13 protein-coding genes are annotated in these 15487 nt (G+C 73.2%); 5 read left to right on the forward strand and 8 right to left on the reverse strand.

Going from position 1 to position 15487, the window contains the following annotated elements; all coding sequences use genetic code 11:
- Nucleotides 1-2 precede the first annotated feature (2 nt).
- From HCN51_RS17890 to HCN51_RS17910, 5 genes are all read left to right on the forward strand, one after another.
- Nucleotides 3-1109 (forward strand): glycoside hydrolase family 53 protein, encoded by a 1107-nt coding sequence (locus HCN51_RS17890; RefSeq protein ID WP_168010709.1) that lies wholly within the window; start codon nucleotides 3-5, stop codon nucleotides 1107-1109.
- 168 nt (nucleotides 1110-1277) lie between these two features.
- Complete coding sequence (locus HCN51_RS17895) at nucleotides 1278-1742, forward strand: RrF2 family transcriptional regulator (RefSeq protein WP_168010710.1); 465 nt, start codon at nucleotides 1278-1280, stop codon at nucleotides 1740-1742.
- A gap of 70 nt (nucleotides 1743-1812) precedes the next feature.
- On the forward strand, nucleotides 1813-2985 hold the full coding sequence (locus HCN51_RS17900; protein WP_168010711.1) for a globin domain-containing protein: 1173 nt from the start codon (nucleotides 1813-1815) through the stop codon (nucleotides 2983-2985).
- Nucleotides 2986-3001: 16 nt separating this feature from the next.
- Entirely contained in the window at nucleotides 3002-3637 is a 636-nt protein-coding gene (locus HCN51_RS17905) for a nitroreductase family protein (RefSeq protein ID WP_168010712.1), read from the forward strand.
- A gap of 99 nt (nucleotides 3638-3736) precedes the next feature.
- A complete protein-coding gene (locus HCN51_RS17910; protein WP_168010713.1) occupies nucleotides 3737-4570 on the forward strand; it encodes an SAM-dependent methyltransferase in 834 nt (277 codons plus the stop codon).
- 7 nt (nucleotides 4571-4577) lie between these two features.
- Here the strand turns inward: HCN51_RS17910 and HCN51_RS17915 are convergent, their stop codons facing one another.
- The 8 genes from HCN51_RS17915 to HCN51_RS17950 form a co-directional block, all read right to left on the reverse strand.
- Nucleotides 4578-5972, reverse strand: coding sequence for a GH1 family beta-glucosidase (locus tag HCN51_RS17915; RefSeq protein ID WP_168010714.1), 1395 nt, complete (start codon nucleotides 5970-5972; stop codon nucleotides 4578-4580).
- Between the two features lies 1 nt (nucleotide 5973).
- On the reverse strand, nucleotides 5974-8253 hold the full coding sequence (gene yicI / locus HCN51_RS17920) for an alpha-xylosidase (RefSeq protein WP_168010715.1): 2280 nt from the start codon (nucleotides 8251-8253) through the stop codon (nucleotides 5974-5976).
- Nucleotides 8250-10247 (reverse strand): beta-galactosidase, encoded by a 1998-nt coding sequence (locus tag HCN51_RS17925; RefSeq protein WP_240972955.1) that lies wholly within the window; start codon nucleotides 10245-10247, stop codon nucleotides 8250-8252. The genes yicI and HCN51_RS17925 overlap by 4 nt, the downstream gene beginning before the upstream one ends.
- Nucleotides 10248-10255: 8 nt before the next feature.
- Nucleotides 10256-11299: a LacI family DNA-binding transcriptional regulator gene (locus HCN51_RS17930; protein WP_168010717.1), complete on the reverse strand. Its 1044-nt coding sequence runs from the start codon at nucleotides 11297-11299 to the stop codon at nucleotides 10256-10258.
- A 108-nt stretch (nucleotides 11300-11407) separates the two neighbouring features.
- Entirely contained in the window at nucleotides 11408-11548 is a 141-nt protein-coding gene (locus HCN51_RS17935) for a hypothetical protein (protein WP_168010718.1), read from the reverse strand.
- 124 nt (nucleotides 11549-11672) lie between these two features.
- On the reverse strand, nucleotides 11673-12632 hold the full coding sequence (locus HCN51_RS17940; protein ID WP_168010719.1) for an arabinan endo-1,5-alpha-L-arabinosidase: 960 nt from the start codon (nucleotides 12630-12632) through the stop codon (nucleotides 11673-11675).
- 283 nt (nucleotides 12633-12915) lie between these two features.
- A complete protein-coding gene (locus tag HCN51_RS17945) occupies nucleotides 12916-13455 on the reverse strand; it encodes a dihydrofolate reductase family protein (protein WP_168010720.1) in 540 nt (179 codons plus the stop codon).
- 72 nt (nucleotides 13456-13527) lie between these two features.
- Nucleotides 13528-15441 (reverse strand): aldehyde ferredoxin oxidoreductase C-terminal domain-containing protein, encoded by a 1914-nt coding sequence (locus tag HCN51_RS17950; protein ID WP_168010721.1) that lies wholly within the window; start codon nucleotides 15439-15441, stop codon nucleotides 13528-13530.
- Between the last annotated feature and the right edge of the window lie 46 nt (nucleotides 15442-15487).

Here is a 15487-nt window from a genome sequence, read left to right on the forward strand (position 1 = left end):
CGATGAAACGCGTCATCCTCGCCGCGCTGCTGCTGTTACTCACGGCCCTCGCCGCCCCCGCGCACGCCCACACCGGGCCGGGCCGCCTGCCGATCAGGGGTGCGGACGTCTCCAGCCTGGCCAAGTCGGAGGCGCTCGGCGGCGTCTACCGCGACGCCACCGGGCGCAGGGGCGACGCGCTGCGCATCCTGTCCCGGTCCGGGCTCAACTTCATCAGGCTCAAGGTCTGGGTGAACCCGGCCGACGGCTACAACACCAAGGCCCGCGTGCTCGCCGTGGCCAAGCGGGTCAAGGCGCTCGGCATGGGCCTGCTCATCGACTTCCACTACTCCGACACCTGGGCCGACCCCGGCAAGCAGACCAAGCCCGCCGCGTGGGCGTCGCTGCCGTTCGCGCAGCTCAGGCAGGCCCTGTACGACCACACCTACGATGTGCTGCGCGCCCTGCGCGACCAGGGCAGCACGGCCGACATGGTGCAGGTCGGCAACGAGATCAACGGCGGCCTGCTCTGGCCGGACGGCTCCAACGCCGACTGGGCGAACACGGCGGCGCTGCTGAACGCCGGCTATGACGCGGTCAAGGCCGTCTCCGGCTCGACCAAGGTCGTGCTGCACCTGGCCAACGGCGGCGACAACGGCCTGTACCGGTGGTGGTTCGACAACGCGCAGGCCAGCGGCATCCGCTACGACGTGATCGGCCTGTCGTACTACTCCTACTGGCACGGCACGCTCGACGCCTTCCAGGCCAACATCAACGACGTCGCCACCCGCTACGGCAAGCCCGTCGTCGTGGTGGAGACCGCCTACCCGTTCACCACCGCCGACGACGACGGCTGGGCCAATATCATCACCGCCGCCGAGCCGTACCCCGGCTACCGCGCCACGCCGCAGGGCCAGTCGGCGATGCTGGCGCGGGTGGCCGACATCGTCCGCGCCGTCCCGAACGGCCTGGGCCTCGGCCTGTTCACCTGGGAGGCCACGTGGACGGGCGTCAAGGGCAACGGCTGGGACCCGGCGGACCCGTCCTCGGGCAACGGCTGGGAGAACCAGGCCCTGTTCGGCTACGACGACCGGGCGCTGCCCGCGATGGCGGTGCTCGGCCGGCTCTGACGAAGGGCGGCCCGGCGTCCAGGCGTCCGGCCGGCTCTGACGAAGGGCGGCCCGGCGTCCAGGCGTCCGGCCGGCTCTGACGAAGGCCGGCCCGGCGTCCGGGCGCCCGGCCGGCTCCGACCTGCCGACGCGACCTGCCGACCCGGGGCCACCCCCTACCGTAGAGGTATGCGCCTGACCGCCTTCACCGACATCGCGCTGCGCATCGTCATGCGCCTGGCCGTGGCGCAGCCGGACGACCTGCTCACCACCCGCGCGGCGGCCGACCTGCTCGCCGTCCCGTACACGCACGCGGCCAAGGCGGTGGCCCGGCTGAGCGAGATGGGCGTGGTGGAGGCCAGGCGCGGCCGGGGTGGCGGCATGCAGCTCACTCCGGCCGGTCGTGGCACGACCGTCGGCGCCCTCGTCCGCGAGCTGGAGGGCGCCGGCGACGTCGTGGGCTGCGAGGATGACACTCCGTGCCCGCTGCGGGCGGCCTGCCGGCTGCGCTCGGCGCTGCGGCAGGCGCAGGAGGCGTTCTTCGCCTCGCTCGACGAGGTCACCGTCGCGTCGCTGGTGGACGCGCCGACGGGGCCCGTGCTGCTGGCACTCACCCCCCGGAGTCAGGACCGAAGCCCCGCCCATTTAATATGAATCTCAGATGCTGATTTAAGCGCCGGGTGCCCCGATCGCGCGGCACCCGTTCACGTCTGGAGGTTCCCCCATGCTGTCCGCCAAAGCCGCCGATCTCGTGCGCGCCACGCTCCCCGTCGTCGGCGCCGAGCTGGAGACGATCACGGCGCGGTTCTACGACACCATGTTCGCCGAGCGTCCCGAGCTCCTCGACGGCCTGTTCAACCGCGGCAACCAGCGCAACGGCGAGCAGCGCAAGGCGCTGGCGGGCGCCTTCGCGGCCTTCGCCGCCGCCCTGCTGGCCGACCCGGGGCGGCGTCCCGACGAGCTGCTGGCGCGCATCGCCCACAAGCACACCGCCGTGGGCGTGACCGACGACCAGTACGTCATCGTGCACAAGTACCTGTTCGGCGCCATCGCCGAAGTGCTCGGCGACGCCCTGACCCCCGACGTCGCGGCCGCCTGGGACGAGGTCTACTGGCTGATGGCCGGCGCGCTGATCGCGATGGAATCCCGCATCTACGCCGAGGCCGGGGCCCGCGACGGCAAGACGTGGCGCACCTGGCGGGTGGTCGAGCGGCGCGAGGAGACCCCCGACACGGTGTCGCTCGTGCTGAGCCCTCTGGGCGACGAACCCGTGCCGCCGGCCCGCCCCGGCCAGTACGTCAGCGTGCGCGTGACCATGCCCGACGGCGTCCGCCAGCTGCGCCAGTACACGCTGTCGGGGCACGGCCACGACGGCCACCGCAGCATCACGGTCAAGCGGGTGCGCGACGGCGAGGTCTCCTCGCTGCTGCACGCCACCGTCAAGGAGGGCGACGAGCTCACCCTCTCCGCCCCGTTCGGCGATGTGGCGCTGGAGGACGGCGACGCGCCACTCGTCCTGGTCTCGGCCGGCATCGGCTGCACCCCCATGACCGCGATGCTGCGCCACCTCGCCGACACCGGCTCCCGGCGCAGGGTGCTGGTGCTGCACGCCGACCGCTCCAGGGCCGACCACGCGCTGCGTGCCGACATGGAGCGGCACACCGACGCGCTGCCCGCCGGCGAGCGCGTCTTCTGGTACGAGACCCCGAGCGACGGCGACCGGGCCGGGCTCATGGACCTGGAGGGCGTCGCGATCCCCGAGGGCGCCGTCGTCTACATGTGCGGGCCGGTGGCGTTCATGCGGGCCGCCCGCACCGCGCTCATCGAGGCCGGGGTCGCACCGCGTGACATCCACTACGAGGTGTTCGGCCCTGATCTGTGGCTGGCCGCCGCCTGACGGGCATGATGGCCGCATGACGATCTCAGCGGACGAACTGCTCACCACGACCCGCAGCGTACGCAAGCGGCTCGACCTCACCCGACCCGTCCCGATGGAGCTGGTCCGGGAGTGCCTGGAGATCGCCCTCCAGGCGCCCACCGGGGGCAACGCGCAGCTCTGGCGCTGGATCGTGGTGACCGACCCCGCCAAGCGCGCGGCCATCGGCGGCTACTACAAGCGGGCCTGGGACACCTACTACGCCTCCGGCTCCTCGGCCAGGGCGCTGTTCAAGGACGACCCGGAGCGGGCGGCGGCGCAGGAGCGCGTGTCCGGCAGCGCCGCCTACCTGGCCGAGCGAATGGGCGAGGTGCCGGTGCACGTGATCGGCTGCATGGCCGCGCCCCGGCTGCCCGAGGGCAACCAGGCCGGGCTGTGGGGCTCGCTGCTGCCGGCCGCGTGGAGCTACATGCTGGCCGCCCGGGCCCGTGGCCTGGGCACGGCGTGGACGACGCTGCACCTGGCGTACGAGAGCGAGGTGGCCGAGCTGCTCGGCATCCCCGGCGACGTCCGGCAGGGGGTGCTGCTGCCGACCGCGTACTACACGGGGGAGACGTTCAGGCCCGCCCGCCGGCAGCCGCTGGACGAGGTGCTGCACGTGGACGGCTGGTAAGCCGACAGATCACGAAAAAACCTCATGAATACCCCGCCCGCACCTGGTGCCCAGCCTTAGGATCATCGCGCTGACCCCTGATCCTTTGAGGAGCCCGGAGTGCCAGGTAGCGAGCAGGAAAGCGCGCCCAGCGGGATCGACACCTCCAAGCCGAGCGTCGCCCGCGTCTACGACTACATGCTCGGCGGCAAGGACAACTACGAGATCGACCGGCACGTGGCGCAGGCCGCGCTGAAGATCGCGCCGGACGCGCCGCAGGCCGCGCAGGCCAACCGGGAGTTCCTGCGGCGCACGGTCCGCCACCTGGCCGCCGAGGCGGGCATCCGGCAGTTCCTGGACATCGGCTCGGGCCTGCCCACGCAGGGCAACGTGCACGAGATCGCCCAGGCCGTCATCCCCGGCGCGCACGTCGTCTACGTCGACCACGATCCGATCGTGCTCGCCCACGGCCGGGCCCTGCTGGCCGTGGACGAGACCACCACGATCGTCGACGCCGACGCCCGCGAGCCCGAGAAGATCCTCGACGACCCGCGCACCCGCGCCCTCATCGACTTCGGCGAGCCGGTCGGGCTGCTGCTGTTCGGCATCCTGCACCACCTGAAGGACGAGGAGGACCCGGCGGGCATCGCGGCCCGGCTGATCCGCCCGCTGCCCTCGGGCAGCCACGTGGTGATCTCCCACTTCCACAACCCCATGGAGGCCCACCCCGAGGTCTCGGAGCAGGCCTTCACGGCGGAGCAGCTGTTCAACGAGCACCTCGGCACCGGCCGGTGGCGCACCCGCGAGGAGATCCTCGCCTACTTCGACGGGCTCGAACTGCTGGAGCCAGGCCTGGTGCCGCTCCCGGAATGGCGTCCGGAGACGGGGGACCACCAGGCCATGCCCGGCATCACGTACCACACCTTCGTCGGGGGTGTGGGGCGCAAACCCTAGCCGCCGGTCAGGCCGCCGGCAGCTTGCCGGTGGCGACCACCTCGCGGTACCAGTGGGCGCTGTCCTTCCAGGTGCGCTCCATCGTCTCGCGGTCCACCCGGACGATGCCGAACCGCTTGGCGTAGCCGTGCGCCCACTCGAAGTTGTCCATCAGCGACCACACGAAGTACCCGCGCACGTCCGCGCCGCCCGCGATGGCCTCGCTGACCGCGGTCAGGTGGCGGTGCAGGTAGTCGATGCGGTCGGCGTCGTGCACGACGCCGTCCTCGCCGACCGGGTCGGGGAACGCGGCGCCGTTCTCCGTGATCATCAGCGGCAGGTCCGGGTAGTCGCGGTGCAGGCGCAGCAGCAGCTCGGTCAGGCCGGTCTCGTCGATGTTCCAGCCCATCTCCGTGTACGGGCCCGGCTGCCTGACGAACTCGATGTCCTCGCAGGCGATCCACGGCGAGGCGGCGCCGTCCTGGTGCCCGTCGGCCGTCTCCTTCGCCGAGGCGCCGTCCCACTGGCGGACCAGGGTCGGGTTGTAGTAGTTGACGCCGAGCACGTCCAGTGGCTGGCAGGCGGCGGCCTCGTCGCCGTCGCGCACGAACGACCAGTCGGTCACCGACGCGGTGTCGGCGATGAGGTCCTGCGGGTAGGCGGCCTCCAGCATCGGGCCGAGGAAGGCCCGGTTGGCCAGCGCGTCCGCGCGCCGCACCGCGTCCGCGTCGCGCTCGGACACGCCGCGCACGTGGTGCAGGTTGAGCGTGACCGACATCTGCGCGTCCTTGGCGGCGGTCGAGCGCAGCGCCTGCACGGCCAGGCCGTGGCCCAGGTTGAGGTGGTGCAGGGCGGCCAGCGCGGCGGCGGCGTCGGTACGGGCGGGCGCATGCACGCCGGAGGCGTAGCCCAGGTAGGCCGAGCACCACGGCTCGTTCAGGGTGATCCAGGTGCGGACGCGGTCGCCCAGGGTCTCGCCCATGAGCCGGGCGTACTCGGCGAAACGCAGCGCCGTCTCCCGTGCCGGCCAGCCGCCCGCGTCCTCCAGCTCCTGCGGCAGGTCCCAGTGGTAGAGCGTGGCGACCGGGGCGATGTCCCTGGCCAGCAGCCCGTCCACGAGCCGGTTGTAGAAGTCGACGCCCGGCCGGTTGAGCTCGCCGCGCCCGCCCGGCTGCACGCGCGGCCAGGAGATGGAGAAGCGGTAGGCGCCGACGCCCAGGTCGCGCAGGAGGTCGAGGTCCTGCTCCAGGCGGTGGTAGTGGTCGCAGGCCACGTCTCCGGTGTCGCCGTTGGCCACCAGGCCGGGCGTGTGGGAGAAGGTGTCCCAGATCGACGGGCCGCGGCCGTCCTCGTTCCAGGCCCCTTCGACCTGGTAGGCGGCGGTGGCGGTGCCCCACAGGAAGTTCTCGGGGAAGGCAGGCATGTCACTCCTTGGCACTGAGCGTGATCTCGATGTGGTCGATCTCGGGAGCCGCGGCGGCGTGCGCCGCGGCGTGTCGGAGGTTCCAGGGGGCGGGCGCGCCGCTCAGGCGGCGGGCGCGCAGCCGGTCGCCGTGGCGGGACACCTCGAAGACGGCCGCGGGCGTGCCGTCGAGGGCGGGGACGGTGACGGTACGGGTGGCGCCGTCGGCGAATTGGTAGGCGTGGAGGGTGACGCCGTCGGCGTAGTCGTAGTCGGGCCGGTCGTCGCGGGCGCCGGTCGCGATCACCGCGCCCGGCCGGACGAGCAGCGGCAGGCTGTCGAACCCGTGCCGCTCGCCGCGCCACCCGGGCCCGGTCACGGTCGTGCCATCGAGCAGCCGGGTCCACACGCCCTCAGGCACGTAGTACGAAATGTCCCCATCGGCTGACAGCACGGGAGCCACCAGCAGATCGGGGCCCAGCAGGTACTGGGCGTCCAGGTGGTCGCAGCCCCGGTCGTGCGGGAACTCCAGGTGCATGGCCCGCATCATCGGCAGCCCCTCGGCCGCGGCCTGCACGGCGGCCCCGTACAGATAGGGCATCAGCCGCGCCTTGAGCCGCGTGAACGCGCGCAGCACGTCCACCGACTCCTCGTCGAACAGCCACGGCACCCGGTAGGAGCCGCTGCCGTGCAGCCGGCTGTGCGACGACAGCAGCCCGAACGCCACCCACCGCTTGAACACGGCCGGGTCGGGGCGCCCCTCGAAGCCGCCGATGTCGTGGCTCCAGAACCCGAACCCGCCCAGCCCCAGCGACAGCCCGCCGCGCAGCGACTCGGCCATGGCCTCGAACGTCGACTCGCAGTCGCCGCCCCAGTGCACCGGCAGCCGCTGCCCGCCGACCGTGGCCGAGCGCGCGAACAGCACCGCCTCGCCCGGCCCGCGCCGCTGCGCCAGCACGTCGTGGACCGTCTGGTTGTAGAGCAGGCTGTAGTAGTTGTGCATCCGCTCCGGGTCGGAGCCGTCGGCGTGGACGACGTCGGTGGGGATGCGCTCGCCGAAGTCGGTCTTGAACGCGTCCACCCCCATGTCGAGCAGCCCCCGCAGCTTGCCCGCGTACCACTCGCGGGCGGCGGGCGAGGTGAAGTCCACCAGCGCGCGCCCGGCCTGCCAGTGGTCATCCTGCCAGACCGTCCCGTCCGGCCGGCGCAGCAGGTGCCCGGCCGCGGCCCCCTCCTCGAACAGCTCCGACGCCTGCCCGATGTACGGGTTGATCCACAGGCACACCCGCAGGCCGCGCTCCTTCAGCCGGCGCAGCATGCCCTCCGGGTCGGGGAACACCTCCGGGTCCCACACGAAGTCGCACCAGCGGAAGCGCCGCATCCAGAAGCAGTCGAAGTGGAAGACGCTCAGCGGCAGGTCCCGCTCCGCCATCCCGTCCACGAACGCCGTCACCGTGGCCTCGTCGTAGTCCGTGGTGAACGACGTGGACAGCCACAGCCCGAACGACCACGCGGGCGGCAGCGCCGGACGGCCGGTCAGCGCCGTGTAGCGGCGCAGGATGTCCGCCGGCGTCGGCCCGTGGATGATCAGGTACTCCAGGTCGTGGCCCTCGGCGCTGAACTGCACCCGCGACACCGTCTCCGAGCCGACCTCGAACGACACCCGGCCCGGATGGTTCACGAACACCCCGTAGCCCCGGTTGGTGAGGTAGAAGGGGACGTTCTTGTAGGCGATCTCGCTGCTGGTGCCGCCGTCCTCGTTCCAGATGTCGACCGACTGGCCGTTGCGGACGAGGGGGCCGAAGCGCTCGCCGAGCCCGTACACCAGCTCGCCGGCGCTCAGGCGGAGCTGCTCGACCATGAAGTGCCGCTCGTCCGGGTCGCGCATGAGGCCCAGGCTCTTGCCCGCGCTGCGGGTCAGCTCCCGCCCGCCCGCGCTGAACGTCATCTCCCAGGGCGCGTCCCTGCGCACCCGGACCGTGAGGTCGCCGCTGGTCAGCGCCGCCTCCTCGCCGTCCACGGCGATCTTCACGTCGGGCCGGTCGTCCCGTACGTCGAAGGCGGGGGAGGCGGGCACGGACCCGGCGAAGTGCACCGTGCGGACGCGGATCACGTCCGGCATCGGCGAGGACAGGTCCACCCGCAGGACCGGCCCGTCGATGGTGTCGCCGCGGCGGGCGATCTCCCGCGTCGGGGCCAGGACGCGCAGCGTGCCGTCCCGTACGGTGACGTCGAAGGCCGCGGTCGCGTAGCCGGCGCGCACGCCGGGGCGCAGGCGCCAGTAGCCGTCCTTGAACTTCATGCCGCGGGAACCTCCTGGCGCAGCGCGGCGACCGCGCGGGGCGTCAGCGTCACGTGACCCTCGGCGCGCGCGCCGGTCAGCAGGTCGACGCCCGGCTCGGGGATCGGCACGCGGACCGTCGTGGCGCCGTGGTTGAGCAGGAACAGCACCGCGCCGCGGCGCACCGCCTCCACGCCCGCCGGCAGGTCGGGCAGCACGCCGCGCACGCCCGCGTCGGCCAGCGCCCGCCCGGCCAGGCTCGCCAGCGCGGCCGGCTCCGGCATCGTGCCGACGTACCAGGCGACGCCCGCGCCCGAGCGGTGCCGCAGGATCGCCGGCCGGCCCGCCAGGTCGCCCTCGGCGAACTCGGCCACCACCTCGGCGCCGTCGGCCCGCAGCAGCTCGGTCCAGGTGCGCGCCTCGAAGTCCAGGCCGCCGCTCCACCGGCAGCGCACCGGCTGCCCCTCCGGCGCGGGCAGCCACTCCTCGCCGGAGGCGCCCAGCACCTCGCGCAGCGGCACCGGGAACCGCCCGGTCCGCACGTGGGAGTTCTCGTCCACCACGCCGGAGAACGGCCCGACCACCAGCACGCCGCCGCCCGCCACGTACGCGGTCAGCCCGGCCGCGTCCCCGTCGCCGAGCAGGAACAGGTTCGGCACCACGACCAACGCGTACGCCGACAGGTCGGCGCCCGGCGGCACCACGTCCACGCTCACGCCGCGCTCGAAGAACGGCACGTAGTAGTCCAGGAGCTGGTCGACGGCGTTGAGCCGGTCGCTGGGCCGGCCGCGGTCCTCCAGCGCCCACCAGCTCTCCCAGCCGAACACCATCGCCACCCGCGCCGGCACCGGCTCGCCCGCCACCTCGGCCAGCCCGCGCAGCTCCTGCCCGTGCGCGCGCACCTCGGCGTGCAGCCGCGTGTCCGGGCCCGCGTGCGGCACCATCGCGGCGTGGAAGCGCTCGGCGCCGAAGCGGGAGGCCCGCCACTGGAAGTAGCACAGCCCGTCCGCGCCGCGCGCCACCGCCTGCAGCGACTCCAGGCGGAGCTGGCCGGGCGGCTTGGGCAGGTTGTGCGCGCGCCAGTTGACCGCGCTCGTCGCCTGCTCCATCAGCAGCCACGGCCGCCCGCCGGCCAGGCCGCGCATGAGGTCGTGGGTGAGCGCCGTCCTCGCGGGGGTGAGCGGATCGCCCGGCTCCGGGTAGCAGTCGTTGGAGATCACGTCCTGGTCGGCGGCCCACGACCAGTAGTCCACGCGCTTGAAGAAGCCCATGAAGTTCGTGGTCACCGGGATGCCCGGGGTGTGGGCGCGCAGGATGTCGCGCTGCTCGCGGAAGTGCGCGCGCAGCTCGTCGGAGCAGAAGCGCCACCAGTCGAGCCGCTGGGTGGGGTTGATGAGGTACGGGGCGCGGCGCGGCGGCACCACCTCGGCCCAGTCGCCGTACCCCTGGCTCCAGAACGTGGTGCCCCACGCCTCGTTGAGCGTGGCCAGGTCGCCGTAGCGGGCGCGCAGCCAGCCGCGGAACGCCTCCGCTGACACGTCGCAGTGGCAGACCTCGCCGTACTCGTTGCCGACGTGCCACATGGCCAGCGCCGGATGGTCCGCGTACCGCTCGGCCAGCGCCGTCGTGATCGACTGGGAGCGCTCCCGATATGGGCCCGAAGAAGGGCAGAACTGGTTGCGGGAGCCGTACCAGAGCCGGTGCCCGCCCTCGTCCACCGGCAGCGTCTCCGGCCGGCGGTGCCCCAGCCACGGCGGCGGCGACGCCGTCGGGACCGCCAGGTCCACCGCGACGTCGTGCCCGGCCATCAGGTCGAGCACCCGGTCGAGCCAGCCGAAGTCGTGCTTGCCCGGCTCCGGCTCCAGCCGCGCCCAGCTGAAGACGCCCACCGTGACCAGGTTGACCCCGGCGGCCCGCATCAGCTCGGCATCCTCCCGCCACACCTCCTCCGGCCACTGCTCCGGGTTGTAGTCTCCGCCGAACAGCAGCCCGCGGCGCCCGGTCAGCGCACGCATCCCCGGCCTCACCATCTTCCCCCTTCACGAGGTGGCGCGGAGCTGTCCCCCACCACCAGCCGGCAGGGCAGCAGCCGCCGCTGCGGCCCGCCCTGTGTCTCGCCCTTTGTTCCGCCCTGCACCCTATTGATCAGCATCCGGGCGCCGATCCGGCCCAGCTCGGCGCTGGGCGGCTCCAGCGTCGTCAGCCGGGGATGGAACATCCCGGCCACCCGCGCCGACGACAGCACCAGCAGCAGCGTCAGATCCTCCGGGATGCGGCGCCCGAGCCGCGCCACGGCCGCGATCACCCCGGCCGCCGCGTGGTCGTCCATCACGGCCAGCGCCGTCACGTCCGGATGCGTGCCGAGCAGCTCCTCGAACGCCTTCCCGCCCGCCTCGGCCGACCTCGGCCGGTACCCGCCGACGTACGCCAGGCCCGCCTCGCGCGCCGCCCGCTCGAACTCCCGCCCGGCGCGCACCGCGGGCCCGTACCCGGCGGCGTGCGCGTCCACGGCCCGGTTGAAGAAGGCCAGCTTGCGATGCCCCAGCCCGGCGACGTGCGCCACCGCCTCCTCAGCGGTGGCGGCGAAGTCGATGTCCACGTGGTCGATCCCGCCCGGCTCGCGGGTCCGCCCGATCATCGCGAACGGCACCCCCGCCGCCGCCAGCACCGCCGGCCGCTCGTCGTCCAGCCCCACCTCCATCAGCAGCACCCCGTCCACCAGCCCCAGGCCGGTGATGTGCCGCAACTCCTCGAGGGGGTCGGCGCTCTCGGGCGACAGGAGCAGGTGATAACCCCGCTCCCTGGCCGCCTCGGCCGCCCCGGTCGCGAACTGCATCTCGGTCAGCCCGAAACCGCTGCGCGGAGCGGGGAACAGCAGCGCCAGGATCCGCGTCCGCTTGCTCTGCAACCCCCGGGCCAGCAGATTGGGCCGATACCCCAGCTCGGCCGCGGCCCGCTCGACCCGCCGCCGGGTGGCCGCCGCCACGGGGCGGGTGCCGTTGAGCGCGGCGGACGCGGTACTGACGGCCACCCGGGCGCGCTCGGCCACGTCACGCAGAGAGGTCATGAGGCTCCGGGGGCCGTTATGGCGGTCGAAACGTTTCGCACCACGCTAAAGTCCGGTTTGTGGGGATGTCAATGGGGTGAATTCGGGTGACCGGAATAGGGGACACCGTCACAGCCGGCCGCGCTCGCGGCCGTACATCAGAGCTTCCATGCGGTTCCTCACGTGCAGCTTCGCGTACAGGTCGCTGAGCTGCCGGAACATCGCCCGCTCCGAGTAACCGACCCCGTCGGCGAGCAGGCCCACCGTCATCCCCTCCGAGAGCCGGCGCAGCCACTCGAAACGGCGCGGCGGCCGGAATGTACGAGAATCCCGGGGCGCCGACAATGGTGCCGGCGCCTGTTGGCCCGATCCGGCCCCTAGGGAGGGTCGTTCTCTAGTACACGTACGGCCAGCCGGCCGAGTCCCAGCCGATGAGGTTGACGCCGAGCTTCGGCGTGCCGCCCGCGTTGCCGTCGTAGTAGTGGTAGACGAGCAGGTCGCCGTCCACGTCCGACATGACGCTCTGCCCGCCGGGGCCGATGACGTTGCCGTGGGTCTCCAGGACCATCGTGCCGCCGCCGTTCAGCATCGGGGTGCCCGCGCGGTCCACGTACGGGCCGGTCGGGCTGGTCGAGCGGCCGACCTTGATCTTGTACGTGCTGGACGTGCCGGCGCAGCACCGGTCGTAGGAGGCGAACAGGTAGTAGTAGTCGCCGTGGCGGATGATGTCGGGGGCCTCGACCGCGTAGGGGGCGTCGGGGCGGGTGGCCAGGTGGTAGAGGGTGCGGTCGGAGGAGTGGCGCTTGCCGGTCGCGGGGTCGAGGCGGATCATGCGGATGCCCGTCCAGTACGAGCCGAAGCTCAGCCACCACCGGCCCGAGGCGTCGACCAGGAGGTTGGGGTCGATGGCGTTGTGGTCGTTGCTCGTCGTGGTGGCGTAGACGACGCCCTGGTCGGACCAGGTGCCGGGCTGGCCGGTGGAGCTGGTGGCCAGGCCGATGGCGGAGTTGTTGGAGCCGAAGCTGGAGACGGCGTAGTACATGAGGTATCTGCCGCCCTGCTGGGAGATGTCGGGCGCCCAGGGGTCGTTGGCGGAGGAGTACGTCCGCCACCACGACGGCGGCGTGCGGAAGGCGGAGCCGGCGCGGGTGAAGGTGATGCGGTCGGTGGAGGTGCGGGCCTCCAGGTAGCCGTGGGTGGAGTAGAGCACGTAGCTGGACGAGGTGCGGATCATCGTGGGGTCGTGCACGACGACGTCGCCGGTGACCCGGCCGGGGTTGGGGTAGGCGAGCGCGGCGGCCGTGAGCGCGAGCACGCTCGCTGCGGCGGCGACGATGCGGGGCAGGCGGCGCAAGGGTCCTCCTTGAGGGGTGGGACGCTGCGCCGGTGCGTCGCAGGCAATGTAGGTGCGGTTTTCGGAGATCGTCAACCCGGTCGTGAAACTTACACGGGGGTGGTGGGGTGACCTGCGGGGATGCGGAGGGCCGGCGGTCCGGGTCTTGACAGGGCCGGTCAGGGTTCGTACGGTCGGGCCGCTTTCGATCAGCGGTGTTAACGCTAACAAATCGGAGGCTGCGCCGCGTCACCCTTTCCGGCCGGGCCGTTCGGGGCCCGGCCGATTCCCCGGCGGAGGAGGTTCAGGACACGACGCGATACCAGATGTTCACGGCGTGCGGCACGTGGCCGGCGCGGAGGCGTTCGAGCCTGACGTTCGTGCCGCCCGGGTGCTCGAACAGGCGCACCCCGTCCCCGAGCAGCACCGGCGCCACGATCGTCAGCACCTCGTCCAGCACGCCCGCCTCCAGGCACTGGCGGGCGACGTCCGCGCCGAGCACGTTGACGTACCTGCCGCCCGCGGCCTGCTTGGCGGCGGCCACGGCGGACGCCAGGTCGCCGGCGAACGTGACGCCCGGGACCGGGTCGCCGGGGACGTGGTGGGTGAGGACGACCTGCGGGCCCTGCCAGGCGCCCTCGAACGCGCCCTCCTTGTCCGTGCCCTTGTTCGGGTCGTCGCCGGCGTAGGTGCGCCTGCCCACCAGCAGCGCGCCGATCTCGCCGACGAGGTCGTCGACCAGCGGGTTGGGGCCGAGGTGGGGGGTCAGCCAGGACATGTCTCCGCCCGGGCCCGCGAGGAAGCCGTCCGCCGACATGGTCACCGAGTACAGCAGTTTGCTCATGACCGGTAGACCGCCAGGCCCCTGCGAAGTCATCGGCCCGGGGGAGCGGTGGAGCGGCGCGGGGATGTCGGATCACGCCTCGACGCGCGGGTCCCAGCCGAGCTCGTCGTAGAAGGCGGCGCGTGCCCGCTCGAACGCGGCCCGGTCGAGGACGGCGCCCCGGTGCGGCCCCTCCGTGATCGCCTCCTCGGGCAGGCGCGCCGGCAACGCCTCGTCGAGGCGCCCGCCGCTCTCGCGCAGCGCGTACGCCCGCATCGCGTCCAGGCGCTCCTGCCCTGCCACCAGCAGGTCCTCCAGCGTGAACTCCACGCCCAGCACGGCCGTGACCAGCGCCGTCAGATGGTCGATCGTGAGAGGACGGGTCGGGCTGGAGGCGAACAGGCACACGTTCAGCGCGTCCAGGCCGCTCCACAACCGCAGCAGCCGGGCCGTGCGCCGGCCCCGCTCCTCGTCCAGCTCGCCCGCCGGAGCCGGCCGCGCGCCGACGCGCGCGGCCTCGGGAAAGCAGTAGGCCAGCCCCACCACCGGGTCGAAGTCGAGGTCGTGCTCCAGCGCGTCGTAACGCGGGCCGCCCGGGGCCAGCGCGTAGCCGAGACCGATGCCCGGCTGCGGGCGCGGGTCGATGCACGGCACCTCCGCGTCCTTCACCGTCATCGCGTACGCCGCCGCGCCCCGCCCGATCCGCCGCGCCGCCCGCGCCGAACCCTCCGCCAGCAGGTCGCCCAGGGCGCCCGACCGCGCGGCCACGTCCTCGATCAGGCCCGGCAGCGCCGCCGCGTCCCCGAACGCCGGGCCGGCCGGCAGCAGGCCGCGCTCCGCGCACTCCATCGCGAACGCGAGCGTGCCGCCCAGCGACACCACGTCGAGGCCAAGGTCGTTGCAGCGGGCGTTGGCGGCCAGGATCACGTCGAGGTCGTCGATGCCGAGATTCCACCCCAGCGACACGAACGCCTCCTGCCCGAGCCCGCCCGTACGCCGCTCCACGCCGGGCGGCGCGTACACCTTGAGGCAGTCGTTCGGGCAGCCGGGGCACGAGCCGGTCGTCGCGACCGCGCGGCCGTCGTAATCGCCCGCCGACGGCACCCGCAGGCGGGGCGCTCCCGTCACGGAGAAGTTGCGCACCGAGGCGTAACCCGGGTCGATGGGGTCGCCCGCCCAGGCCGCGAAACCCGGCAGACCCGCCTGCCAGGCGGCCAGCTTGTTCGTGGCCATCGCCTCCCGGTAGTAGGCGACCAGCGCGGCGATCGCCTCCGGGTCGGCCACCGCCACCGGGTCGGCCCGTTCGGCGCGCGCCGCCATCTGGCCAGCCAGTTCGCCGAGCGCCGCCAGGTCGGGCACCGGCGCCGGGTCGGCCCGGCCGGCGCGCGCCGCCTGCTCGGCCGCCTCGGCGGGCGCGGGGCCGGCGCAGACGATCGCCTTGAGGTTCTTGGCGCCGAAGACCGCGCCGAGCCCGTACCGGCCGGCGGCGAACGCGTGATCGGTCACCACGCTCGCGTACCGCACCAGATGCTCCCCGGCCGGCCCGATCGCCGCGACGTGCGCCCCCGCGCCGTGCCGGGCGCGCAACGCGTCGGTTGTCGCGGCCGTGCCCAGCCCGCGCAGGTCCTCCGCGTCGTGCACGCTCACCTCCCCGCCCGCCACCAGCAGGTACGACAGCCGCTCCGCCCGCCCCACCACGGCCAGCGCCTTCGCCCCCGCCCCGCGCATGCCCGCCGCGAACGGGCCCAGCGCGTGCGCCTCCCCGGCCACCCCCGTCAGCGGCGACTTCGCCAGGAACACCGCCTTGGCCAGCCCCGGGGCCGCCGTCCCGCCCAGCATCCCGGCCGCGACGTACAGCAGCGCCTCCGGATCGTACGGATCCAGCCCCGCCGCCGTCCGCTCGGCCAACAGCCGCAGCCCCAGGATGGAGCCGCCGTAGTGCCCCTTCTCCGCGAACCGGTCTTCCTTCGTCACGTTTCCGCTGGCCAGATTCACAACGAACGGCATGAAAGAGCCTCCTAGAGCCAGGAAGGGGACCAGGAGCGGCACACCA

It is taken from the genome of Nonomuraea composti, from assembly GCF_012034275.1.
GTDB lineage: Bacteria > Actinomycetota > Actinomycetes > Streptosporangiales > Streptosporangiaceae > Nonomuraea > Nonomuraea composti.

Coding starts and splice junctions, on each gene's coding strand:
- HCN51_RS17890 (WP_168010709.1), top strand. CDS start 3: ATGAAACGCGTCATCCTCGCCGCGCTGCTGCTGTTACTCACGGCCCTC.
- HCN51_RS17895 (WP_168010710.1), top strand. CDS start 1,278: ATGCGCCTGACCGCCTTCACCGACATCGCGCTGCGCATCGTCATGCGC.
- HCN51_RS17900 (WP_168010711.1), top strand. CDS start 1,813: ATGCTGTCCGCCAAAGCCGCCGATCTCGTGCGCGCCACGCTCCCCGTC.
- HCN51_RS17905 (WP_168010712.1), top strand. CDS start 3,002: ATGACGATCTCAGCGGACGAACTGCTCACCACGACCCGCAGCGTACGC.
- HCN51_RS17915 (WP_168010714.1), bottom strand. CDS start 5,972: ATGCCTGCCTTCCCCGAGAACTTCCTGTGGGGCACCGCCACCGCCGCC.
- yicI (WP_168010715.1), bottom strand. CDS start 8,253: ATGAAGTTCAAGGACGGCTACTGGCGCCTGCGCCCCGGCGTGCGCGCC.
- HCN51_RS17925 (WP_240972955.1), bottom strand. CDS start 10,247: ATGCGTGCGCTGACCGGGCGCCGCGGGCTGCTGTTCGGCGGAGACTAC.
- HCN51_RS17930 (WP_168010717.1), bottom strand. CDS start 11,299: ATGACCTCTCTGCGTGACGTGGCCGAGCGCGCCCGGGTGGCCGTCAGT.
- HCN51_RS17935 (WP_168010718.1), bottom strand. CDS start 11,548: ATGACGGTGGGCCTGCTCGCCGACGGGGTCGGTTACTCGGAGCGGGCG.
- HCN51_RS17945 (WP_168010720.1), bottom strand. CDS start 13,455: ATGAGCAAACTGCTGTACTCGGTGACCATGTCGGCGGACGGCTTCCTC.
- HCN51_RS17950 (WP_168010721.1), bottom strand. CDS start 15,441: ATGCCGTTCGTTGTGAATCTGGCCAGCGGAAACGTGACGAAGGAAGAC.